This window comes from Buchnera aphidicola (Artemisaphis artemisicola) (genome assembly GCF_005082365.1).
Taxonomy (GTDB): domain Bacteria; phylum Pseudomonadota; class Gammaproteobacteria; order Enterobacterales; family Enterobacteriaceae; genus Buchnera; species Buchnera aphidicola_AR.
This window is the reverse complement of the sequence record NZ_CP034900.1, coordinates 195,781-219,728: the sequence shown is the minus strand read 5'-3', so window position 1 is coordinate 219,728 and position 23,948 is coordinate 195,781. Positions and strand designations below refer to the sequence as shown.

Below are 23,948 nucleotides of genomic sequence, written 5' to 3'. Positions count from 1 at the left end.
AAATTAATATTTAATCTGTAAAAATTTTTATAGTACGTTAGTTTTAAACAATAAATTTTATATATTGCAGTACAATACAACTTATATAATAAATATTTAAAAAAAATCAATAAAATTAAATATTTACATAATTAATTTTATTGATTTTATAAGAATTAAATATAAAATATTTTCTATTCTTTAAACATGTTAAAAATAGAATTTTCTTGTTCACTAACACGTATAAATGTAGTTCTTTTAGTTAATTCTTTCAATTTTTGGGCTCCTACATAAGTACAAGAAGAACGTAAACCTCCTAAAATATCACGTATAGTAACATCGACACTTCCACGAAAAGGTATTTTAGCAACTTTTCCTTCTGATGCACGATATCCTGCTATTTCACCAGAGTGACGATTCATTGCAACAATAGAACTCATTCCATAAAACAACATATATTTTTTCGATTTTTCTTCTATAATATCTCCTGAACATTCATTATGACCTGAAAGCATCCCTCCTAACATAACGAAATCTGCTCCTCCCCCAAAAGCTTTAGCAATATCTCCAGAAACAGTACATCCTCCATCACTAATAATTTGACCGTCTAATCCATGAGCTGCATCAGAACACTCTATAATAGCAGAAAGTTGAGGGTATCCAACTCCAGTTTTAACTCTTGTTGTACATACTGAACCTGGTCCAATGCCAACTTTAACTATATCTGCTCCAGCAAGTATTAATTCTTCAACCATTTCTCCAGTCACAACATTACCAGCACAAATAATTTTATCTGAAAAAAAATTTCTTACTAATTTTACAAAAGATACCATATGTTCAGAATAACCATTTGCGACATCAATGCAAATATATTTTATTTCTGAAGATAGTAAAAAAATTTTTTTAATCTTTAAAAAATCTGCATTAGAGATTCCCATTGATACAATTATATGATTTAATACATCTTTAGAAGAAGAATTGATAAATTTTTCCCATTCTTGCAAGGAATAATATTTATGAACTGCTGTAAGAATGTTAAATTTTGATAAAGATCGTACCATTGAAAATGTTCCTATTGTATCCATATTTGCAGCGATAATAGGAATACCCGACCAAAAACTAGAAGAATATTTAAAAGAAAAACGACGAATAAGATCAACTTGAGAACGACTTTTTAAAGTAGAACGTTTTGGTCTAATTAATACATCTTTAAAACCTAATTTAATATCTTCTTCAATTCTCATAAAATTATTATCCTATTTTAAATATAAAATACGAAGATAAAAATTTTTTAAAATAGCATTTTATATTCAATTAAAAAATTAATAAATAAGCACTATAAAATAAAAAATATGACTTATATTGTAGCACTTACTGGTGGTATTGGTAGTGGAAAAACTACCGTCTCTAATCGTTTTGAAAAAATAGGTATTAATATTATTGATTCTGATGTTATTACTAAAAAAATAATTAAGTATGATGTTCAAATATTTTATTCTATTACAAAAAAATTTGGAAAAAAAATATTGAATTTAGATCAATCTATCAATAGACTATTACTTCGAGAATATATATTTAGCAATAAAAACTATCGTATATGGTTAGAAAATTTATTACATCCTAAAGTTTATCAAGAAACTAAAAATCAAATCAAATTAATAAAATCTTCTTGGTGTATCTGGGTAACACCATTACTGATTGAAAAAAAACTAGAAAAACGAGCAAATCGTATTCTTTTAATTGATACAAGTGTAAAAAATCAAATTAAACGTATAGTAACTAGAGATACAATCAGCATTCAAGATGCTAAAAAAATTATTTCATTACAAGCAACTAGAAAACAAAGAATTTCTCTATCAGATGACATTATTTCTAATGTAAAAGAAATAAAAAAAATAAATATATATGTTTGTTATTTTAATAAATTTTATTCATACTTAGCAAAAAATTTTAAAAATGAAAAAAACAAGAATATTAAAAAAAATTATCTAACAAAATTTTATTAATATATTTTATATTTAATTTACTTTAAAATATTTCTAAAACAGATGCTTTTTTAAGGAAAGCTATAATTTTTGAGTTTGCAGGTGGAAAATGAGAAGATTTTAAATTACGCATGGATTTCCAAATATAAAAATATCCTTCTCTACTATAAGGTTCACCTTTCCATTTTATTATGAAAAAAAAATACAATGTTATTTTTTTTTTGCAACGAATATACTTTATACGTTGATAAAAAACAGATTCTAAAACTATAATTCCCACTTCTTCTAAAATTTCTCTTTTTAATGCATGTATTATATTTTCATCTTTTTTCAGTTTTCCACCTGGAAACTCCCATATATTCTGTTTATATTTTCCTTTAGTAATATATACTTGATTATTTTTTATAAGAATACCAATCGCTACCTTATCATTCATTATAACTTTTCCAAAGTTATGTTCTATAAACTTCCATGACAATGTTTATATTTTTTCCCAGAACCGCAAACACAAGGTTGATTACGACTTACTTTAGTATTTCTAGATATAGATTTGAAACTAGAATTAAAATATATATATTTTTTTGCATAAGATAAATTAATTTTACTAAGAAATGAAATAACTTCATATTTCAGTTCTTCTAACATGTTAGAAAACATATTAAAAGACTCTCTTTTATATTCTTGTTTAGGATCTTTTTGCGCATAACCTCTTAAATGAATTCCTTGTCTTAAATAATCTATAGATGATAAATGTTCTTTCCAAAGAGAATCTAATGTTTCTAACATAATAGATTTTTCTATCATACGCATATTATTTGAACCAATTAAATATTCTTTATTTTTGTAATTAATTTCTGCAAATTTAATAATTTTTTTTGTAAGCTGTTTATCATTTAATTCAGGTTCTGTATCTAACCAGTCAGAAAATGGTACGCATAAATGAAAATCAAGATTTAATTTCTTTTCTAAATTAATAATATTCCATTTTTTTTTCGCTGCACCATTAGGTATATAGACAATAATCACTTTTATTAAAACATCTTTTAATATTTCTTCAATTATTATTTTAATATCTTTTGAATCAATTATTTTATTACGTTGAAAATAAATTGCTCGACGTTGTTCATTCATTACATCATCATATTCTAATAATTGTTTTCTAATATCAAAATTTCGACTTTCTACTTTTTTTTGAGCATTTTCTATGGCTTTTGTGACCCAAGGATGTTCTATTGCTTTATTTGAAGACAATCCTAGTTTCTTCATTATATGAATAATTTTATCAGATGCAAAAATTCTCATCAAAGAATCTTCCATTGAGAGATAAAATTGTGATGAACCACTATCTCCTTGACGACCAGAACGTCCTCTTAATTGATTATCGATACGACGTGATTCATGACGTTCAGTACCAATTATATGTAAACCTCCTAAAGAAACAACTAAATCGTGTTCGTCTTTCCATTTTTTTTTAATTTTTTCTAATTCTTTTGAACTTAAATTTGAATATCGATTTAATTCTACTTCTAAATTACCACCAAGTACTATATCTGTTCCCCGACCAGCCATGTTAGTAGCAATTGTAACAGATCCAAGTTTTCCTGCTTGAGCTATAATTTCAGCTTCTTTAGCATGAAATTTAGCATTTAAAACTTTATGTTTGATATTTAAAATAGTTAATTTTTTTGAGATAATTTCTGATTTTTCAATAGAAACAGTACCAACTAAAACAGGTTTATTTAATTTTATACAATTTTGTATATCTTTAATAATAGCATTAAATTTTTCTTTTTTAGTAATATAGACTAAATCAGACATATCTTTACGAATCATCGGTTTATTAGTTGGAATTACAATAGTATCAAGATTATAAATAGAATCAAATTCAAACGATTCTGTTGCTGCAGTACCTGTCATACCAGCTATCTTTTGATATAAACGAAAATAATTTTGAAAAGTAATAGATGCTAATGTTTGATTTTCATTTTTTATTGGTACGTTTTCTTTAGCTTCTATTGCTTGATGCAATCCATCCGACCATCTGCGTCCTGGCATAGTTCGACCGGTATGTTCATCAACGATGATAACATCATTGTCTTTTACAAGATAATCTACATCCTTAATAAATAATTTATGAGCACGAAGTGCGGATAAAATATGATGCATTAATATTATATTATTAGAAGAATATAAAGATTCTCCTACATTCATAAATTTTTTATTAAGCAATATTTTCTCAACTTCTATCAAACCTCGTTCTGTTAAATATACTTGTTTAGATTTTTCATCAATAGAAAAATGACCTTTTCCACTAAAAAAATCTGAATCTTCTTTATCTTGAGAAATTAAAAAAGGCACAATTTTATCAATTTCTTTATATAGTTTAGAACTATCGTCTGAAGGTCCAGAAATAATTAAAGGAGTTCTAGCTTCATCAATAAGAATTGAATCTACTTCATCTACTAATGCATAATGTAATTCTCTCTGTACACGTTCTTTAGCAGATGTAACCATGTTATCACGTAAATAATCAAAACCAAATTCATTGTTTGTACCATATGTAATATCAGACAAATAAGCATTTCTTTTATCAATATAAGACATTTCAGATAAGTTCAAGCCTACTGTTAAACCAAGAAATTCAAATAATAATGTATTTTTTTTAGCATCTCTATTAGCTAAATATTCATTCATAGTTACTATATGCACACCTCTTCCACTGAGAGCGTTTAAATAAGATGGCAATGTAGATGTTAAAGTTTTCCCTTCACCTGTTCGCATTTCTGCAATACATTGTTTATTTAAAACTATTCCTCCAAGAATTTGTACGTCAAAATGACGCATACTGAATACACGTTTACTTGCTTCTCTTACAACAGCAAAAGCTTCGGGCAACAAATTATCTAAAGTTTCACCATTTCTTAATCTAAGACGAAAAATTTTTGTTTGTTCTTTTAAATTTTTATCAGATAATTTTTCAAATTTTTTTTCTAATTCATTAATAGAAAATACTATTTTGTTAAACTTTTTTAAAATACGATCATTGCGATTACCAAATATTTTATTTAAAAATTTAATTAGCATGCTATAATTCTCATATTTAAAATTTTACATTAAATAATGTTTAAAATTTTTTATTAAAGTAATTGATTAAATATTGTTATATATAATTTATATTAAATTAATATTAAATATAAATATATAAATATTAATACGAAAATTATTTAATTATAATAAAGAATTTTTTATTTTTTAATTTCTTTAAATTGAATAATACTGCATTAGTATCATTAGAAATACTTTTATTTTTTATAAACCTTAATAGTATAAGTCTATTATTTTTATCATTTTTTTTCGTAAAATAATTTTTCTAATTAACTTATATAAAATATATTAATATCTTTTAGAACATTTAATGTTAATTTTATAAAAATCTGATATTCAAGATATTTTTAATAAATTTTTACAGCATTAGAAGTACCATATATAATCTTATCGTTCTATTATCATCTCTTCTTATGCAAGTAATTACAATTTTTTCTATCAATTCTTACAAACCAATTATTAACTAAATTAGTTGTATTTCGGATTTTTCCAACTAAAGAAAAATTTTTAAAAATTTTTCCTAATAATTTCGCTATTTCATTGATGACAATTTTTTATATTACATATAATTTTAAATAAGAAGTTTTATCTAAAATTATATGTTTTAATTAAGATACACTTTAATAGTGTACCTTTCTATCGTGCGATATAACTGATTTTTTTGATGAAAATAATAACTTATTACTACTATTAGCAATAATTTGAAATATTTATACTACTTCAATAGGTGTTAAATTAATAGATCTTAAAGATTTAGATAAGAATGGAGTAAGTTGACTTTCAGAAACTCTTAAATAAAATCAACTGTCAAGTAATTTTTTAAATCTTATATCTATACTTAGATTAGCTGTTGGTATATTAATTAATTGGAATTAAAGCATCTAATAAATTTTCTTTTATAACGATAATCATTATTATGCAGGGTCCAATAATTTCGATTATCTAATTTAATTGAAATACGCAGATCAGTAATATAAATATTTAGATTGTATTTATTTGGTTGTAACAAACTAGTTAAATATATTATTAATTTAGATAAAGATTCAATGGAACGACGATTTTTTAAAGCACAATTATAAATATTAAATTGAATTTGAGAACTGCCAATAAGAGTTTTTATTTCCCGAGTAAATCTATCTATAACTATCATAGTTACTTCTAAATTTTTTATTTTTTTTTGTTTTTTTAATATAGAAATTCTTAATCTTACAGATTTTTCTAGTGAATTTTGAGACATAGAATGAAAAGTAGTAAATATTTTCATAACCTGAAAATTATCTATGCTACTATTAATTTTTCTCTTAAATTCTTTACAAACAAGTTGCGTAAAATTAGGATCAGGAATGATAGCGTGACTTTTAGATTGAACATTTAATGGACGTTTAGAAATATCTTTATATATTTTTTTTGTAATATATTTTTGAGTATATAATGAAAATAAAACTAAATTTCTTCTTTTTAATGTAATAATAGGGTTTTCCCAAGGATTATACAAAGAAGCTCCTTTTACCATGCCAACTAATAAAGCATATTGTTCTAAATTTAATTCATCTATTGGTCGACCAAAATAATAAATACTTGCAAGTGGAAATCCTCGAATTTGTTCATTACGATCTTGTCCTAAATAAACTTCATTTAAATATAATTCTAAAATTCTATCTTTCGTATAAAAAAAATCTAAAATCAATGCCATGTATACTTCATTTATTTTTCTCAAAATTGAGCGAGTGTTAGTTAAAAAAAGATTTTTTACTAATTGCTGAGTAAGAGTACTACCACCTTGAATTATACGACCAGCTATAATATTTGTTAAAAATGCTCTACCCATAGAAGATAAATTGATACCGTAATGTTTATAAAAATATTTATCTTCTGTTGCTAATAACGTTTTTACTAAAATTTCTGGATATTTATTACGAGAAATAAATATACGTTTTTTTCCTTGAGGAGATTTTAAAATTGCAATTAATTTAGGATCTAAACGAAAAAAATTAAAATTGTGATTATTTTCAATATTTTTAATTTTTATTAATTTGTTCTGTTTAAAATATAATCGTATATAAAATTCACTTTCTCTAATATCAGGAAAATCGAAAGAACGTCTAATAAAATCAATAGTGTTATTCTTTATACTAAATTCTCCTGGTAACATTGTTTTTTTTACTTTTTTATACATCCTTTTTTTTAAAAAATTTAATATTTTTTTCTGAGAATACAAATCACCTGGTTTTAAATTTATTATGCGTCCATATATTGAAAGAGGGAAAATCCATATTTTTCCATTAATTAATCGGGTCATCTTGATGTACAAATATATCCCGTAAAAAATAATAAAAATTAATATTAAAAAAAATATTTTCAACAATAAAATTTTTTTTTTATATTTATATACATGAATAATCCTAGTAATTTCTATTAATAATAATCAAAATAAAAGTAGCAAAGAAATAATATTTATAATTTTTTCAAAAAATCATCATATCTTGATTTAGGTAAATTAAAATATAAAGGATATTCTACATTTATTAAATATAAACCTTTTGCTGGAGCAGTTGCTCCTGCATAACGTCTGTTTTTTTTTTGTAATAATTCTTGTATCCAAAATTTTTTTTTCTTAGAAATTCCAATTTCAATTAATGATCCAACAATATTTCGAACCATATGATGTAAAAAAGAATTTGCCATAATATCAATTATTACCAAACTTTTAAAACGAAAAACATTTAATTTTATAATTTTCCTACAAGGTGATAAAGACTGACAGCTAAGAGCTCTAAATGATGTGAAATTATGTTCACCTAATAAAAATTGAGCTTCAGAGTGCATTTTATTAACATCTAGTTCTTTATAAATATGATTTGTTTTATTATAAAATATAGAAGAACGAATACTATTATTATATATTACATAACGATAAGAACGTGTGATAGCACTATAACGAGCATGAAAGTATTCTGGTACTTCTTTTGCCCACATAACAGAAATATAATCAGATAAATAAGTATTTGTTCCTATTATCCAAGATGATATTCTACGCACTGCTCTAGTTTTAAAATGTACAACTTGTCCTATACTATGTACTCCAGTATCAGTTCTTCCTGCACATATTATATTAATTTTATGATTAGCAATAACAGATAATGCTTTTTCTATTTCTTCTTGAATACTAGGTACTATTTTTTGACTTTGCCATCCATGATAAAAACTTCCATCATATTCAATTCCTAAAGCTATTTTTATAAAATTTTTTTGCATTATTTAATTACAATCCTATGTAAATTTTAATTTAAAATAATTGAATTATATTTTCATATAAATATATTTTTATCTATCATTATATAAAAATATATTTAATTATAGTTTATGTTAAAATTGTTTATTATAATAATTTCATTAACTATAGAATAAAAAATATTAATATAATCTTTTTAATAAAATATTTATCTATAAAAAATTACATATATATTCTTTATTTATTATTTTTGTTTATATTTAATTTTAAAAACATTCTTATTGGAGAAATATATGAATAAAGAAAAAAATAAAAAAACTTCATCTTTAAATGTTCTTTCTATTGCAGGATTAAAACCTTATCAAAAAAAAATAGATGAAAAATATATGAATCAAAATCAAATGTTACATTTTCATAAAATACTTGAAACTTGGAAAAATCAATTAAAAAACGAAATTAACTATACCTTCCTTTATATGCAAGAAGAATCTACTAATTTTCCAGATCCTATTGATAGGGCAGCACAAGAAGAAGAATTTAGTTTAGAATTAAGAAATCGTGATCGTAGCCGAAAATTAATAAAAAAAATTGAAATGACATTAAAAAATATTAAAGAAAAAAAATTTGGTTATTGTAATTCTTGCAATGTTGAAATTGGTATTCGTCGTTTAGAAGCTCGACCTACAGCTAATCTTTGTATTGATTGTAAAACATTAGCAGAGATTAGAAAAAAACAAATGACTGGTTAGTTTTTTAACTTAAAAAATTATCAAAGGATATTCGATAAAATTTTAAATAGATTCGAGTATCCTTTTAAGTTTTATATATTAAAGTAATAACTTTATTATATGGAGAAAATATGAAATGCATTACTATTTCTCAGTTGAATAATTGGAAAATAAACCAATATAAATTTGCAGCTATTACAGCTTATGACTTTAGTTTTGCTAAATTATTTTCTAATCAAGGAATTCCAGTTATACTAGTAGGTGATTCTCTAGGAATGACTATACAAGGGAATAGTTCAACATTATCAGTAAAAATTAAAGATATTGAATATCATACAAAAGCTGTTAGAAAAGGAGCTCCAAATACTTTTTTAATATCTGATTTACCTTTTATGTCCTATTATGAAACTAAACAAGCTCTTAGTAATACAGCAAAAATTATGAGATGTGGTGCGAATATGATTAAAATAGAAGGTGGAAGATGGTTAACTGAAATTATTAAAGAATTATCTAGTAGATTAATATTAGTATGTGGGCATATAGGGTTAACACCACAATCTTTTAATTATTTTAGCGGTTATAAAATTCAAGGGAAAAACAAACATGACGCAAATAAATTAATAGATGAAGCATTTGTTTTAGAAGAAGCTGGAATTAAAATGCTTGTATTAGAATGTATTCCAAAAAAAATAGCAAAAAAAATAACAGAAAATTTATCTATTCCAGTTATTGGAATAGGTGCAGGAAAATATACTGATGGACAAATTCTTGTAATGCAAGATTTATTAGGAATAACAGAAGAAAATACTCCTACTTTCGCAAAAAACTTTCTTGCTGAAAGTAACAGTATTCAAGAAGCAGTTAAGAAATACATACAAGAAGTGCAAACAAATGTTTTTCCTAATATAAAACATAGTTTCTAAATTGCTCATTTTGGAGTCATAGTGTATATAATTAAAAAAGTTAATATTTTAAGAAAAAAAATAACACATATTAAAAAAACAAATAAAAAAATAGGATTGATACCTACAATGGGAAATTTACATTATGGTCATATTAAATTAATTTTATCAGCTCAAAAATATACTGATATTATTATTGTAAGTATTTTTATTAATCCCATGCAATTTAATAATTCATTTGATTTAAAAGATTATCCTAAAACTTTTCAAGAAGATTGCATGATATTAAAAAAATATAATGTAGATATTCTTTTTTTTCCTAACATTGATGATATTTATTCAAATGATATAAAAAATCATACATTTGTTGAAGTCCCAAAACTATCTAATATTTTAGAAGGTCAATCAAGACCTGGACATTTTAGAGGTGTTACAACAATTGTTTCTAAACTATTTAATTTGATACAACCAGATTATTCTTTTTTTGGAGAAAAAGACTATCAACAACTTTTAATAATAAAAACACTCATAAAAGAGTTGAATTATATGATAAAAATAATTAGCATACCCACAGTACGATTAAAAAATGGACTAGCTTTAAGTTCCAGAAATAATAATTTAAGCATTCGTGAAATAAAAGTAGCACCTTATTTATATAAAATCATCAAAAAAACCTGCAAAAAAATAATTACAAAAGACAATCATGAAATAGAAAAAGTGATTAATTTATCTAAAAATTTATTAATAAAAAAAGGATTCTCTATTGATCTTTTTAATATATATGATTATAAAACACTTATGACTCCAACAAAAAAAAGTAAAACAATAATTCTTTTAGCATCTGCATGGTTAGGTAAAACCCGTTTAATTGATAATAAAAAAATTTTTTTTCGTTAAAATATATTATTTTTTTAAGATTACCTTTCCTATATATGGTAAATAACGATAAGATTGAGCATAATCGATACCATAACCTACTATAAAAAAATTTTCATAAATAGAAAATCCTATAAAATCAACATTAATATTAACTTCACGACATTCTGGTTTATCTAAAAGAGTACAAATTGACAAAGATTTTGGATTTCTTAATTTGAGTATACCTAATACTTTGCTTAAAGTTTGTCCTGAATCAATAATATCTTCTACAATTAAAACGTTTTTATCATAAATATCTACATCTAAATCTTTTATAATTTTTACATCTCCACTAGAGATCATGCCACGTCCATAACTAGAAGTAGTCATAAAATCTACTTCATGTTGAATATTAATTCTACGACATAAATCTGCTATAAAAATAAAAGAACCACGTAATAGAGCAATTAATATCATTTTATTTTTACTGTTTTTATATTTTTGAGTAATTTCTTGACCTAATTCTCGAATACGGATATTGAGTGCTTCTTCAGAAATAATAACTTCAATAGCATGCTTCATAATATGATTTAAATTTTTATGTGAATAAAATGATATTAAAATTTTTTAAAATATATTAATCTTTATTAAAGATATACAGTATAGTTAAAAAAATACATTTTTAACATATAATTAAAAAAACATTTATTTTTTTGACTATTGCACTGATGATGATCATTATGTTATAAAAATTCATTCAATAAAAAATTTTAAAATAATTTTTTATTATAAAATATAATAATCATTTTTTATAAAAATAAATATACCTAATTTATGATAAAATCAATAAAATTATTACTTTAAAATATTCTAATAAAAAATATTTTTCATTAAAAGTTATATTTAAATTTTTAATATGATTTATTAAAGTAATTTATACATTTATAAAAAGTATTAATGTCTATTATAGCCTCTTCACTAGAATAGCTATTCTAATTATTATAACTAGTCATGATGTGGGCTAAGATTCTTTTTTCAAAAAAACTCGCTCATAATAATACTTAAAGCGGGTTTTTTTATGACATAAATATAAGGAATTATAAAATATGAAATTATTAAAATTTGGCGGAACTTCATTAGCTAATGCAGAAAAGTTTCTATATGTAGCAAGTATTATAGAAAAAAACATGAAAACTGATCAAGTTGCAACAGTACTTTCTGCTCCTGCAAATATTACTAATTATTTAGTAACAATTATAGAAAAAAAAATTAAGCATGATGAAATTTTAGAAACCATAAATATTACAGAAACGATATTTATTGAATTAATAAATAATCTTTCTAATATACAATCTAATTTTCCTTATCAAAAAATAGAAAAAATTATTAAAAAAGAATTTAATAACTTAAAAAATATAGTGCATGGAATTGTATTATTAAAACAATGTCCAGATAATATTCGTGCTAACATAATTTCTCGTGGAGAAATACTTTCAGTTTTCATAATGAAAAGTATTTTACAATCTAAAAATTATAATGTTACTATTATTAATCCTGTAGAAAATTTTGTATCTATAGGAAATAATTATTTAGATTGTACTGTTGATATATATAAATCTAAAAAACGCATTAATAATATAAATTTTAATAAAAATTCTATTATCTTAATGGCTGGTTTTATTGCTGGAAATGAAGATAAAGAATTAGTAGTGTTAGGGAGAAATGGATCTGACTATTCTGCAGCAGTTCTAGCAGCATGTTTAAATGCAAATTGCTGTGAAATTTGGACCGACGTTGACGGAGTTTTTACATGTGATCCAAGAAAAGTTCCGAATGCTTATTTATTAAAATCACTAACATATGAAGAAGCAATGGAATTGTCTCATTTTGGAGCTAAAGTTTTACATCCTCGTACTATAGAGCCTATTTCTCAATTTAATATTCCATGTTTTATTAAAAATGCAGCTGATATTGAATCAATTGGAACATTAATATGCAAAAAAAATAATTCTGAAAAAAATTTTTTAAAAGGTGTTACTCATCTTGATGAAATAATCATGTTTAATATATCTGGATATTATATAAAAAATATAAACAATATAATTTCACGTATATTTACTATACTATCAAGACATGATATTAAGATATTATTGATAACTCAATCATCTGCAGAAAATAAAATTAATTTTTGTATTCTAGAATATCAATACCATATGATGGTATCTCTATTAAATAAAGAGTTTCAACTAGAGTTAAAAGATAAATTATTAAATCCTTTTCAAATCACGAATAATCTATCTATTTTATCGGTGATTGGGTCTGATATTTATATAAAACATAATATTGCATCAAAAATTTTTTATGCTTTAGGAACATCAAAAATTAATGTTCTTGCTATTGCACAAGGTTCTTCAAAACATTCTATTTCACTTGTTATTAAAAAAGAAAATATTTTACAAGCGGTTCAAAACGTTCATAATGTATTGTTTTCTAACAAAAAAATTATTCATGTTTTTTTAATAGGAACAGGCGGTATCGGAAGTGCGCTAATTAATCAAATATTAAAACAAAAACAATTTTTAAACAAACAAAATATAGAAATTAGAATCATTGCTATTGCCAATTCTAAAAAAATACTTTTTATAAAAAATAAAATGAGTTTATCTCATTGGAAGGATGATTTTCAAAATTCATCTGAAAAATTTAATTTAAAGATACTAAATAAAATAATAAAAAATAATAATTTTTCAAATGCAGTAATTATTGACTGTACATCTGATCAAGTATTAGCAGAACAATATATAAATTTTTTACACAATGATTTTCATGTTGTTGCTGCTAATAAAAAAGCTAATACTAGTGAATGGGCTTACTATCAAAATATTAGAAATGCTGTTTTTAAAACAAATAAAAAATTTCTCTACGAAACTAATGTTGGAGCTGGATTACCAGTTATAGAAACCCTTCAAAATCTATTTAAAACCGGTGATACCTTAATTCGTTTTAAAGGTATATTATCTGGTTCTTTATCTTTTATTTTTGGTAAACTAGAAGAAGGCGTTTTATTGTCAGAAGCTACTAAAGAAGCTAGAGAACTGGGTTTTACTGAACCAAATCCTTTTGAGGATTTATCCGGAATAGATGTAGCTAGAAAGTTGCTTATTTTAGCACGTGAATCTGGATATCATATAGAACTCAAAGATATCGCCATTGAACCCTTATTACCAGAAATTTTTAAAAAATATCAAAATATTGACATGTTTTTTTTAAAATTAAAAGAACTAGATTCAGATTTTTTAAAAAGAATTAACAAAGCACGTAGTATAGGAAATGTATTAAGATTTATTGCAACAATAGAAAAAAATGGAAAATGTTTTATAAAAATGGAAGAAGTAAATGTTAATGATCCATTATATAAAGTAAAAAACGGTGAAAATGCATTAGCGTTTTATACTAATTATTATCAACCAATTCCTCTTGTATTAAGAGGTTATGGTGCTGGAAATAATGTTACAGCGTCTGGAGTATTTTCCGACTTACTGCGTACACTATCATAAACGTCAGGATCATAGTAATGATTAAAATTTATGCACCAGCTTCTATTGGTAATGTTGGAGTTGGATTTGATATTTTAGGTGCAGCAATTAGACCTATAAACGGCGCCTTATTAGGAGATTTGGTCACAATAAAATTATCAAAAACATTTGAATTAATTAACCAAGGTATTTTTGCTAATAAATTACCTAAAAATACTGAAAAAAATATTATTTGGAAATGTTGGTTAAAATTTTGTAAAATTACAAAAAAAAATATTCCCGTTTCTATTATTCTAGAAAAAAATATGCCTATTGGTTCAGGACTAGGTTCTAGTGCTTGCTCAGTAGTAGCAGCTTTAGTTGCAATGAATGAATTTTTTAAAAAACCTTTAAATAAAAAAGAATTATTATTTTTAATGGGAGAAATAGAAGGCGAAATATCAGGAAGTATACACTATGATAACGTTGCTCCATCTTATCTTGGAGGATTGCAATTAATATTAGAACAATCTGAAATAATAAGTCAAACAATTCCTATTTTTAAAAATTGGTTTTGGATTATAGCTTGGCCAGGAATTAATGTTTCTACTGAAGAAGCAAGAAATATACTACCAAAAAAATATAAAAAAGAAATTTGCATTAAGAATAGTCGTTATCTAGCAGGTTTTATTCATGCTTTATATAGTAGGCAACCTAATTTAGCAGCTCGATTAATGAAAGATGTTATAGCGGAACCATATCGCATTCAGTTATTACCTGATTTTTTAAAAGCTAAGAAAAAAATTAAAAAAATTGGAGCTATAAGTTTTGGAATATCTGGTTCAGGACCTGCTATTTTCGCTGTTTCTGATGATATAAAAATAGCTGAAAAAATATCTTTATGGTTAACAGAAAATTATTTACAAAATAAAAGTGGATTTGTTCATATTTGTTTTTTAGATTTAAAAGGTGCACGTAAAATAGGATTTAATAATGAAACTTTATAACTTAAAAGATAATCGTGAACAAGTAGATTTCGAAACAGCTGTAAAATTAGGATTAGGTAGAGAACAAGGATTATTTTTCCCTGTAGAATTACCTATAATTACACCTATTGAATTATCAAAAATATTAAAAATGGATTTTATCACGCGTAGTACTGAAATACTTTCTAGATTTATTTATAATGAAATACCTAAAGAAATATTATACCAACATGTAAAAAAAGCATTTTCATTTAAACATCCATTAAAAATCAAAATTACAAATAATATACATTCTTTCGAATTATTCCATGGTCCAACTTTAGCATTTAAAGACTTTGGTGCACGTTTTATGGCACAAATGATATTATTGTTTAATAAAAAAAATGAATCAGTAACTATCTTAACTGCAACATCAGGTGACACAGGTGCAGCAGTAGCACATGCATTTTATGATATGAAAAATGTTAAAGTAGTTATTTTATATCCAAAAGGAAAAATTAGTGAATTACAAGAAAAATTATTCTGCACTTTAGGTAAAAATATTAAAACTGTATCAATTAACGGTAGTTTTGACGATTGTCAAAAATTAGTAAAAGAAGCTTTTAATGATAAAATTCTTAAAGAATCAATAGGATTAAATTCAGCTAATTCTATTAATATAAGCAGATTATTAGCACAAATCTGTTATTATTTTGAAGCTTTTTCTTTAATTTCAGAGCAACAAAGAAAAAATCTAGTAATAGCAGTTCCATGTGGTAATTTTGGAAATTTAACTGCTGGATTATTATCTAAGTCTCTTGGTTTACCAATCAAATCATTTATAGCATGTACTAATGCTAACGATACAGTTCCAAGATTTCTTAAAAATGGCATGTGGAATCCAAAAAAAACTGTATCTACAATTTCTAATGCTATGGATATTAGTCAACCTAACAATTGGCCTCGAATAGAAGAATTATTTAATCGAAAAAAATGGAATTTAAAAGAACTAAGATTTGGTAGTGTATCAGATTACTCTACTCAAAATACATTAAAAGAATTATTTAAATTAGGATATGTTTCTGAACCACATGCTGCGATAGCATATCGATTATTAAAAGATCAATTAAAAGAAGATGAATTTGGCTTATTTTTAGGAACCGCACATCCAGCTAAATTTAAAAATACCGTAGAAGAAATACTGAAAAATGATATTGCATTACCTAATGAGCTAAAAACAAGAATTAACCTACCATTGTTATCTTATAATATTAATCCTAATTTTAGCAAATTAAAAGAAATTTTATTAGAAAGATAAAATTTAAGTTAGAGAGGACGATTAATATTTGCCTCTCTAAAAAATAATATATAATAAATTATTAAAAATCAATTATTTTTTAAACTTGAAATAAAAAATGCATAATATCGCCATCTTGAACAAAATAACTTTTTCCTTCTGTTCTAAATTTTCCTATTTCTTTAATTTTAGACTCACTTTTATATTTAATAAAATCTGAATATTTAATAATTTGTGCTCTAATAAAACCTTTACTGAAATCACTATGTATTTTATGAGCAGCTTGAAGACTAGTGCTTCCTTTAGGAATAGCCCAAGCATGAATTTCTTTTACTCCTACAGTAAAAAAAGTTATTAAATTAAGTATTTTATATCCAGCAGAAACAATTCTATTAAAACTTAGCTTTTTTATATTAAAAGCTTTCATAAAAGATTTTTGTTCTTCAGATTTCATATTAACTAAATCTAATTCTAGATTAGCATGAATTGGAATGACTATAGAACCGTCTTTATCAGCAACTTTTTTTAATTCTTCTAAAAAAAAATAAGATTCTTTCTCATCATTTATATTAGCTACATACATTGTAGGTTTTAAGGTTAAAAAACGTAAAGTACTTATTATTTTTTCTTCTTCTATATTTAAATTAAGAGTTTTTAACATTAAACACTGTTTTAAATGATTAATACATTTTTTTAAAATATATATTTTTTGATCTTTTTCTTCAAAATTTTTTGTTTTTGTTTTTTTTTGTAATTGCAATATAGTTTTTTCACAAATATCTAAATCAGATAATATAAGTTCAGTATTAATAATATCAATGTCTGAAGTAGGTTTGACTTCATTATAAACATGAGTGATATTATTATTTTTAAAACAACGAACAACATGTACTACAGCATCTGTATCTCTTATATTGCTTAAAAATTGATTACCTAATCCTTCTCCTTTAGAAGCTCCTTTAACTAAACCTGCAATATCTATAAATTCTATAAATGCATGTATAATTTTTTTAGGAGAAACAATTTTAGCTAAATTATCAATACGTAAATCATCAACTGCAACTATTCCTATATTTGGTTTAATAGTGCAAAAAGGAAAATTCGCTACTGCTGAATTTCCTTTAGTTAAAATATTAAATAAAGTAGATTTACCAACATTAGGTAATCCTATAATTCCACATTTAAAACCCATATCTTTAACACCTTAAAAAATAGAAGATTTTTTTAATTGATGATTATTTAAAATATTTAATCTAAAAGTTGTTTTAATAGCATCTGCGATAGAATTTTTAATTAATATTTTTTCTGATTTAGTAGGCTTTGATAAAACAAAAGAAGATACTTGATCTTTATTTTTAGGACGACCAATACCAATTCTAAATCGATAAAAATTTACTTTTTTATTAAATGAATTTATAATATTTCTTAATCCATTATGTCCATTGTGTCCAAAACTATATTTTAATTTAAAAACTCCAGGTTTTAATTCTAAATCATCATGAATTATTAATATCTCATTTAAATTAATATTATAAAAAGATGCCATTTTAAAGACTGATTTACCATTTATATTCATAAATATATTAGGTATAAGCAATCGAATAGAATAAGAATTTATAATAACTGAAGTAGTAAAACCAAAAAATTTTTTTTCTTCTTTTAAAATTTTTAAAAAATATTTTGCTAAAGCATAAATATACCAAGAACCTACATTATGACGTGTATTATGATATTCCTCTTTTGGATTAGATAATCCAACAATCATTTTAATTGTATTCAAAAAATATCCTTTTATCTTAAAACTATTTTTTATATTTTTACAATATATTAAAAACATATAATATTTATTATATGTTTTTAGTAATGTTTTTTTTAAAGTAATAGAATAACTGTAATGAAAAATTATTTCTGTAAACGATTAGTAGCTTCTTCCCAATTAACAATGTTCCAAAAAGATTTAATATATTCTAATCGTCTATTTTGAAATTTTAAATAATAAGCATGTTCCCAAAGATCTAACCCAATAATAGGATCTCCATGAGTATTAGATATTAATTTACCCATTAAAGGACTATCTTGATTAACAGTAGATACTATAGATAATAAACCATTTTGATTTACTAACCATACCCAACCAGATCCAAAATGATTAAGAGCAACTTTTTCAAAATTTTCTTTGAAAGAATCTACACTACCAAATTGTTTTTCTATTTCTATTTTTATATCATTTGTTAATACTGTGCCTGGTTTTAAACCTTTCCAAAACAAAATATGATTTATATGTCCACCTGCATTATTACGTAATGCATTTTTGTTTTCTAAAACAATTTCATTAAAAATAGACATTAACTCTTCAATAGATAATGAAGAAAAATTAGTATTATTTAAAATAGAATTAGTATTATTAATATAATTTTGATGATGTTTAGTATGATGAATTCTCATTGTTTGTTCATCAAAAAATGGTTCTAAAGCATTATATGAATAAGGTAAAGCAGGAAGAGTGTAACTCATTTTATTTTCCTAATATATATGATGAAAATAATATTATACAATTTTGTAATAAATGAAATTAGCAATTTGATCTTAAATATTTTTATAAATTATAGTACACTTGTCAAATTATCAAGAAAATCATAATTGATATACAAGAAATATCTAAAAATTAAACTATAAAAATTATCTTTTTTATAATAAAAAACTTTATTATAAACATTTTATATATACAAAATACCAAAAATAAAAAAAATTCTCTACATATTCATATATTAATTTATTTTTGATAATTTGTTAAATATTAAAAAATAAAAAACTAACTATATTAAACACAACTTGTTTTAAAATGAGATTTTGATGTCTATAAATCAAGAATTAAATTTATTAAGTGATCGCTTTCGTACTTTTTATCCTGTTGTTATAGATATTGAAACAGCTGGATTTAACCCTAATACTGATGCAGTATTAGAAATTGCTTTAATAACATTAAAAATGGATGAATTAGGATGGTTGCATAAAGAAGATAAATTACATTTTCATATAGAACCATTTAAAGGTTCTACAATAAATTCTGATGCAATAGCTTTTAATAAAATTGATCCTTTTAATCCATTACGTGGAGCTATTAGTGAAAAAATAGCAATTCAATCAATATTAGACATGGTACGTCAAGGCATCAAGATAAAAGGATGCAGTCGGGGTATTGTAGTTGCACATAATGCTAATTTTGATCATAATTTTTTAATGGCAGCAATGAAAAGAGAAAAAATAAAAAATAATCCTTTTCATCCATTTGTAACATTTGATACAGCAGCATTAAGCGGATTAGTAGTTGGTCAAACAGTATTATCTAAAGCATGTAAAGCCATTGGTCTATCGTTTGATAATAATCAAGCTCATTCTGCACTTTATGATAGCACACAAACTGCTAATCTTTTTTGCGCATTAGTGAACCGTTGGAAACGTTTAGGCGGATGGCCTATAAACCTAAAAAACATTAATTTAAATTAATATTGAATTCTTCAAGGTAGTATACTTTATATTAAATATATTACTAAAAAAGAAAAAAGATATGACATTAAGAATAAAAATTACATATTTTATTTCTAAATATAATGTCATATCTAATTTTCTATACATTTTTAAAATTTCATTAAAAACTAAGATTTGTTATATTTTTTTATTGTATTAGATATTAATTTTTGTAATTCTCCATTTTCTAACATTTCTAATATAATACTACAACCACCAATTAATTCGCCGTCGATCCATAATTGAGGAAATGTAGGCCAATTTGCATATTTCGGTAATTCATTTCTAATATCTGTATTTTCTAAAACATCTACATAAGCAAATTTTTCTCCACAAACTGATAATGCTTGAACAGCTTGAGCAGAAAAACCACAACTAGGAGATTGAGGTGTTCCCTTCATGTAAATTAAGATAACATTATTTTTAATTTGTTTTTTTATTTTTTCAATAACACTCATAATTAATTTCCACTTTTAAAATTTCTATTTAAATAATTCATAGACAATTGATTTTTTTTTTGTATACTAGAAACTCTGTTATAAAAATTAGGGGCTGTTTTTGGATTTGACAAAATTATCAAAAAAATAAAGTGCATGCCGAGGGACGGTTTGCCTCGATAAAAACCGTAAAAAAATATCTGCAAATTATCAAAAACAATACGCTTTAGCAGCTTAAAAAACTACATAAAGCCCTTCCTTCTCAGCCTTTTCTCTTAGGAAGAGAATACAGGAAGGTCAAAACAAGAGAAAACGTGGCCATCAAGCTTGATGATGTAACACGAAATATTTTCAAGCTATATTCTTAATTTTTGTTTTTTCAAATTAGGAAAGGAACTTTAAAAAAAACTAAGCATGTAGTACTTTATTTATAGAAATTTTGGACGCGGGTTCAAATCCCGCCAGCTCCAAAAAAAAATTTTCCATATTATTGTATATATAAACTATTTTATATTAAAATTTGATACTTTATTATTTTTAAAATAAAAATTTAACATTTCTTTTTGAATAAAATTAGCATTCTTATTCTTATAAAAATGATAATGATATACATCATGAAACGAATCTTTAATAATTGGCATACCAAAAATATAAACTATTTGTTTGCGTGTCATACCAATAAAATTTTTATTTAAAATATTTTTCTTAAAATCTATTTCGTTTAACAAAAAAAAATTTTTATTTAAAGAAAAAGAATCATATTTTTTTTTGTCTAAAAATGAACAACTAGACAAAAAAAACACAATTAATAGTATTTTAGTATAATGATTCATTATTATTATAACTTCCTACATGTACACTTAATATATAGTTAAATATTTAATCAATTTTAAACATCTAATTATTTAAAATTTTATAAATTTATAAATTTTAAAAATTTATTTGTTTTTATTTTTAATATTATATTTAAATTTATAATTATAAAAGCATATTAATTATTTTATAATATTTATTTTTAATAAAATTTCAAAAAAAGTTTTTAGACCAGTTAAGCTTAGATGTTAAAGTTGTAAAATAATTATAACTTGTAGGATGAATAAGATTTAAATAATAACAACTACGTCGAATAAATACACATTCACCTTTATTAATTTTTAAAACAGTTTGACTATCACAGCTTATTTTTAAGTTATTTTGAATATTTGCAAATTTCAAACAAATTATACTATCACTATGAATTACTAAAGGACGAGCAGACAAACTCTGTGGGAACATTGGTACTAATAAAATAGCATCTAAAGATGTTTCTATAATTGGTCCTCCAGCTGAAAGAGAATAACCAGTAGAACCTGTAGGAGTAGAAATAATCAATCCATCAGCACGTTGAGCAAAAGAAAATTTATTATCAATATAAACTTCGAATTCTATCATATGAGCTAAATGTTTCGTATGTAGCACTACTTCATTAATTGCTACACTCGATCTAGAAATTAATTGTTTTTGACAAACTTGAGCATCTAATAAAAAACGATTTTCTAATAAATAATTTCCAGATAAAACTTCTGATAATTTTTTAAAACTAGAATCAGGATTTAAATCAGTTAAAAATCCTAAATTACCTCGATTAATCCCAATAATCTTAATGTTATAAAAAGATAAAACACGAGCTGCACATAATAAATTTCCATCTCCTCCTATGACAATCGCTAAATCACAAAATTGACCAATTTCAATTAATGTGGCAGTATTAGGATTATTTAATGTTAATTCTTTAGCAATAGTGTGTTCAATAAAAACATTATAACCGTTTTTTATTAACCACTGATAAAGTATCTTATGTGTTATTAAAGCATTCGTATGACGAGGACGTCCAATAATGCCAATACAAGTAAAATATTGCTTCATTGCATAAAAATTCCTAATAAAAATAATATATGTATTATATTAAAATAAATGACCTTGAAAAAGATCAATAATACACTCTATAATAGAGTAACAATTAATATTTTAACTGGTAGAATTTATGGATAATCAAGATAAACAAAATATTGATAAAAATGTTTCACAAAATAACATAGAAAAAGAAAATATAAATGATGTAATAATCAATCAAAATAAAAAAATAGAAGAACTAAAATTAACTTTAATACATAATCAAAAAAAAATACATGATATTGAACTAAGAAAATTAGCTAATATAGAAAATATAAAAAAACATACTCAAAATAAAATAAAAAAGATAAAAAATATAGAAATTGAAAATTTTTTAAAAACTACTATTCCAATCATAGATTCTTTAGAAGATATTTTAAATAGTTCTGAAGAATTAGATGTACAAGATGAACCTTTAATAAAAGGGATTGAATTAACATTGCAATCTTTATTAGATTTATTATTAAAATTAGGAGTTCAAATCGAAGGTAAAAAAAACGATCTGTTTAATTCTGAAATTCATAGTCCTATTTTAATCGAATCATCTAAAAAAGCTGAACCTAATCATATTATTTCTGTAGTAAAAAAAGGATTTATTTTTAATAAAGTAATTTTGAGAAAAGCTACTGTTACAGTTTCTAAAAAATAATATTAGTTGTAATATTTAAATATATTTTTTTACTCTATTATTTAATAATTAGAAATTAGAATCACTTTTTTACTAGTATCTAAAAAAGTTTTTTCTATTCTAAAATTGAAAACCAGTTAATAGGATGTTGTTTATTATTAATTAAAATTTTATTCGTTAAAAAAAAATGATTACATCCAAGAAAACCTCGATGTGCTGATAATGGAGAAGGATGTGCTGCTTTTAAAATGTAATGTTTTTTTATATTAATTAAATTAATTTTTTTTTGTGCTTCATTTCCCCATAGTAAAAAAACTACATTATTTCTATGAAAATTAATAAGAGAAATAACTTTATCAGTAAACATACTCCATCCTATGGTGCTATGTGATCTAGGTCTTCCTGATTCAACTGTTAAAATAGTATTTAATAAAAATACACCTTGACTAGCCCAACTTATAAGACATCCATGATTAAATTTATATTTCTTTTTAAAATTATAATTTAACTCTTTATATATATTTTTTAAAGAAGGTGGTATAGTTGTGTGTTTAGGAACAGAAAATGACAATCCGTGAGCTTGATTCTGAGAATGATATGGATCTTGTCCAAGAATGACTACTTTAATAGTGCAAAAATTAGTTAATGAAAAAGCATTAAATACATCTTTTTGATTTGGATAAATAGTTTTTTTTAAACGTTCTTTTTGAATAAATTTCATTATATTAATAAAATATCTTTTTTTTTTCTTGAGACAAAACATCTTTCCAGGATAAAATTATATTCATTTTAATTTCCAATTTATTATTAATAATTTTGTAAAAATAAAAAATATTTTTTTAATAAATACACATTAT

Annotated in this window: 21 protein-coding genes, 1 other RNA gene and 1 pseudogene; 10 read left to right on the top strand and 13 right to left on the bottom strand. The window is 23.6% G+C overall.

What is annotated here, in order from left to right; genetic code table 11:
- Nucleotides 1–173: 173 nt before the first annotated feature.
- Nucleotides 174–1,223 carry a GMP reductase gene (locus tag D9V59_RS01015; protein ID WP_158364253.1) on the bottom strand — a complete coding sequence of 350 codons (1,050 nt, stop codon included), beginning with the start codon at nt 1,221–1,223 and terminating at the stop codon, nt 174–176.
- 108 nt (nt 1,224–1,331) lie between these two features.
- On the opposite strand from D9V59_RS01015, the gene coaE reads away from it, so the two are divergent.
- Nucleotides 1,332–1,985, top strand: a complete 654-nt coding sequence (gene coaE / locus D9V59_RS01010; protein ID WP_158364251.1) for a dephospho-CoA kinase — start codon at nt 1,332–1,334, stop codon at nt 1,983–1,985.
- Nucleotides 1,986–2,007: 22 nt separating this feature from the next.
- On the opposite strand, the gene D9V59_RS01005 is transcribed toward coaE, so the two are convergent.
- The 4 genes from D9V59_RS01005 to truA all read right to left on the bottom strand — a co-directional run bounded on the left by D9V59_RS01005 (nt 2,008) and on the right by truA (nt 8,324).
- Nucleotides 2,008–2,400, bottom strand: coding sequence for an NUDIX domain-containing protein (locus D9V59_RS01005; RefSeq protein ID WP_158364249.1), 393 nt, complete (start codon nt 2,398–2,400; stop codon nt 2,008–2,010).
- A 23-nt stretch (nt 2,401–2,423) separates the two neighbouring features.
- Nucleotides 2,424–5,048, bottom strand: a complete 2,625-nt coding sequence (gene secA / locus D9V59_RS01000) for a preprotein translocase subunit SecA (protein WP_158364247.1) — start codon at nt 5,046–5,048, stop codon at nt 2,424–2,426.
- An 883-nt stretch (nt 5,049–5,931) separates the two neighbouring features.
- The gene (locus D9V59_RS03140) at nt 5,932–7,368 is read right to left on the bottom strand and encodes a transglycosylase domain-containing protein (RefSeq protein WP_261979394.1); all 1,437 of its coding nucleotides are present in this window, start codon (nt 7,366–7,368) and stop codon (nt 5,932–5,934) included.
- Between the two features lie 155 nt (nt 7,369–7,523).
- A complete protein-coding gene (gene truA, locus D9V59_RS00990) occupies nt 7,524–8,324 on the bottom strand; it encodes a tRNA pseudouridine(38-40) synthase TruA (protein WP_158364245.1) in 801 nt (266 codons plus the stop codon).
- A 270-nt stretch (nt 8,325–8,594) separates the two neighbouring features.
- On the opposite strand from truA, the gene dksA reads away from it, so the two are divergent.
- The 3 genes from dksA to panC all read left to right on the top strand — a co-directional run bounded on the left by dksA (nt 8,595) and on the right by panC (nt 10,828).
- A complete protein-coding gene (gene dksA / locus D9V59_RS00985; protein ID WP_158364243.1) occupies nt 8,595–9,050 on the top strand; it encodes an RNA polymerase-binding protein DksA in 456 nt (151 codons plus the stop codon).
- A gap of 110 nt (nt 9,051–9,160) precedes the next feature.
- Nucleotides 9,161–9,952, top strand: coding sequence for a 3-methyl-2-oxobutanoate hydroxymethyltransferase (gene panB, locus D9V59_RS00980; RefSeq protein WP_158364241.1), 792 nt, complete (start codon nt 9,161–9,163; stop codon nt 9,950–9,952).
- A 21-nt stretch (nt 9,953–9,973) separates the two neighbouring features.
- A complete protein-coding gene (gene panC, locus D9V59_RS00975; RefSeq protein ID WP_158364239.1) occupies nt 9,974–10,828 on the top strand; it encodes a pantoate--beta-alanine ligase in 855 nt (284 codons plus the stop codon).
- A gap of 6 nt (nt 10,829–10,834) precedes the next feature.
- Here the strand turns inward: panC and hpt are convergent, their stop codons facing one another.
- A complete protein-coding gene (hpt, locus tag D9V59_RS00970; RefSeq protein WP_158364237.1) occupies nt 10,835–11,371 on the bottom strand; it encodes a hypoxanthine phosphoribosyltransferase in 537 nt (178 codons plus the stop codon).
- 524 nt (nt 11,372–11,895) lie between these two features.
- On the opposite strand from hpt, the gene thrA reads away from it, so the two are divergent.
- Genes thrA through thrC form a run of 3 tightly spaced genes read left to right on the top strand, consistent with a single transcriptional unit; the run spans nt 11,896 to nt 16,587 of the window.
- Nucleotides 11,896–14,346: a bifunctional aspartate kinase/homoserine dehydrogenase I gene (gene thrA / locus D9V59_RS00965; RefSeq protein ID WP_158364235.1), complete on the top strand. Its 2,451-nt coding sequence runs from the start codon at nt 11,896–11,898 to the stop codon at nt 14,344–14,346.
- A 17-nt stretch (nt 14,347–14,363) separates the two neighbouring features.
- The gene (gene thrB, locus D9V59_RS00960) at nt 14,364–15,311 is read left to right on the top strand and encodes a homoserine kinase (RefSeq protein ID WP_158364233.1); all 948 of its coding nucleotides are present in this window, start codon (nt 14,364–14,366) and stop codon (nt 15,309–15,311) included.
- Nucleotides 15,298–16,587, top strand: coding sequence for a threonine synthase (gene thrC / locus D9V59_RS00955; protein ID WP_158364231.1), 1,290 nt, complete (start codon nt 15,298–15,300; stop codon nt 16,585–16,587). Before thrB ends, thrC begins: the two co-directional genes overlap by 14 nt.
- Before the next feature lie 79 nt (nt 16,588–16,666).
- Here thrC and ychF read toward each other — a convergent pair whose 3' ends face one another.
- From ychF to D9V59_RS00940, 3 genes are all read right to left on the bottom strand, one after another.
- Nucleotides 16,667–17,758 carry a redox-regulated ATPase YchF gene (ychF, locus tag D9V59_RS00950; RefSeq protein ID WP_158364229.1) on the bottom strand — a complete coding sequence of 364 codons (1,092 nt, stop codon included), beginning with the start codon at nt 17,756–17,758 and terminating at the stop codon, nt 16,667–16,669.
- 12 nt (nt 17,759–17,770) lie between these two features.
- Nucleotides 17,771–18,331, bottom strand: a complete 561-nt coding sequence (gene pth / locus D9V59_RS00945; RefSeq protein ID WP_158364976.1) for an aminoacyl-tRNA hydrolase — start codon at nt 18,329–18,331, stop codon at nt 17,771–17,773.
- 137 nt (nt 18,332–18,468) lie between these two features.
- A complete protein-coding gene (locus tag D9V59_RS00940; RefSeq protein WP_158364226.1) occupies nt 18,469–19,080 on the bottom strand; it encodes a Fe-Mn family superoxide dismutase in 612 nt (203 codons plus the stop codon).
- 339 nt (nt 19,081–19,419) lie between these two features.
- Between D9V59_RS00940 and rnt the strand changes: the two genes are divergently transcribed.
- On the top strand, nt 19,420–20,073 hold the full coding sequence (rnt, locus tag D9V59_RS00935; protein WP_158364224.1) for a ribonuclease T: 654 nt from the start codon (nt 19,420–19,422) through the stop codon (nt 20,071–20,073).
- 149 nt (nt 20,074–20,222) lie between these two features.
- Here the strand turns inward: rnt and grxD are convergent, their stop codons facing one another.
- Nucleotides 20,223–20,552, bottom strand: coding sequence for a Grx4 family monothiol glutaredoxin (grxD, locus tag D9V59_RS00930; RefSeq protein ID WP_158364222.1), 330 nt, complete (start codon nt 20,550–20,552; stop codon nt 20,223–20,225).
- Between the two features lie 90 nt (nt 20,553–20,642).
- On the opposite strand from grxD, the gene ssrA reads away from it, so the two are divergent.
- Nucleotides 20,643–21,002, top strand: a transfer-messenger RNA (tmRNA) gene (gene ssrA / locus D9V59_RS00925).
- 32 nt (nt 21,003–21,034) lie between these two features.
- Here ssrA and bamE read toward each other — a convergent pair.
- Together bamE and nadK are read right to left on the bottom strand one after the other, a co-directional pair.
- On the bottom strand, nt 21,035–21,364 hold the full coding sequence (gene bamE / locus D9V59_RS00920) for an outer membrane protein assembly factor BamE (RefSeq protein WP_158364220.1): 330 nt from the start codon (nt 21,362–21,364) through the stop codon (nt 21,035–21,037).
- A gap of 193 nt (nt 21,365–21,557) precedes the next feature.
- Nucleotides 21,558–22,436: an NAD(+) kinase gene (gene nadK / locus D9V59_RS00915; RefSeq protein WP_158364218.1), complete on the bottom strand. Its 879-nt coding sequence runs from the start codon at nt 22,434–22,436 to the stop codon at nt 21,558–21,560.
- Nucleotides 22,437–22,554: 118 nt separating this feature from the next.
- On the opposite strand from nadK, the gene grpE reads away from it, so the two are divergent.
- On the top strand, nt 22,555–23,112 hold the full coding sequence (grpE, locus tag D9V59_RS00910) for a nucleotide exchange factor GrpE (RefSeq protein ID WP_158364216.1): 558 nt from the start codon (nt 22,555–22,557) through the stop codon (nt 23,110–23,112).
- 94 nt (nt 23,113–23,206) lie between these two features.
- Here grpE and ung read toward each other — a convergent pair.
- Nucleotides 23,207–23,879 (bottom strand): annotated as a pseudogene (ung, locus tag D9V59_RS00905) (uracil-DNA glycosylase).
- Between the last annotated feature and the right edge of the window lie 69 nt (nt 23,880–23,948).

Bases quoted from the DNA above. Each gene is read 5' to 3' on its own strand.
- D9V59_RS01015 (WP_158364253.1), bottom strand. From the start codon at position 1,223: ATGAGAATTGAAGAAGATATTAAATTAGGTTTTAAAGATGTATTAATT.
- coaE (WP_158364251.1), top strand. From the start codon at position 1,332: ATGACTTATATTGTAGCACTTACTGGTGGTATTGGTAGTGGAAAAACT.
- D9V59_RS01005 (WP_158364249.1), bottom strand. From the start codon at position 2,400: ATGAATGATAAGGTAGCGATTGGTATTCTTATAAAAAATAATCAAGTA.
- secA (WP_158364247.1), bottom strand. From the start codon at position 5,048: ATGCTAATTAAATTTTTAAATAAAATATTTGGTAATCGCAATGATCGT.
- D9V59_RS03140 (WP_261979394.1), bottom strand. From the start codon at position 7,368: ATGACCCGATTAATTAATGGAAAAATATGGATTTTCCCTCTTTCAATA.
- truA (WP_158364245.1), bottom strand. From the start codon at position 8,324: ATGCAAAAAAATTTTATAAAAATAGCTTTAGGAATTGAATATGATGGA.
- dksA (WP_158364243.1), top strand. From the start codon at position 8,595: ATGAATAAAGAAAAAAATAAAAAAACTTCATCTTTAAATGTTCTTTCT.
- panB (WP_158364241.1), top strand. From the start codon at position 9,161: ATGAAATGCATTACTATTTCTCAGTTGAATAATTGGAAAATAAACCAA.
- hpt (WP_158364237.1), bottom strand. From the start codon at position 11,371: ATGAAGCATGCTATTGAAGTTATTATTTCTGAAGAAGCACTCAATATC.
- thrA (WP_158364235.1), top strand. From the start codon at position 11,896: ATGAAATTATTAAAATTTGGCGGAACTTCATTAGCTAATGCAGAAAAG.
- thrB (WP_158364233.1), top strand. From the start codon at position 14,364: ATGATTAAAATTTATGCACCAGCTTCTATTGGTAATGTTGGAGTTGGA.
- thrC (WP_158364231.1), top strand. From the start codon at position 15,298: ATGAAACTTTATAACTTAAAAGATAATCGTGAACAAGTAGATTTCGAA.
- ychF (WP_158364229.1), bottom strand. From the start codon at position 17,758: ATGGGTTTTAAATGTGGAATTATAGGATTACCTAATGTTGGTAAATCT.
- pth (WP_158364976.1), bottom strand. From the start codon at position 18,331: ATGATTGTTGGATTATCTAATCCAAAAGAGGAATATCATAATACACGT.
- D9V59_RS00940 (WP_158364226.1), bottom strand. From the start codon at position 19,080: ATGAGTTACACTCTTCCTGCTTTACCTTATTCATATAATGCTTTAGAA.
- rnt (WP_158364224.1), top strand. From the start codon at position 19,420: ATGTCTATAAATCAAGAATTAAATTTATTAAGTGATCGCTTTCGTACT.
- grxD (WP_158364222.1), bottom strand. From the start codon at position 20,552: ATGAGTGTTATTGAAAAAATAAAAAAACAAATTAAAAATAATGTTATC.
- bamE (WP_158364220.1), bottom strand. From the start codon at position 21,364: ATGAATCATTATACTAAAATACTATTAATTGTGTTTTTTTTGTCTAGT.
- nadK (WP_158364218.1), bottom strand. From the start codon at position 22,436: ATGAAGCAATATTTTACTTGTATTGGCATTATTGGACGTCCTCGTCAT.
- grpE (WP_158364216.1), top strand. From the start codon at position 22,555: ATGGATAATCAAGATAAACAAAATATTGATAAAAATGTTTCACAAAAT.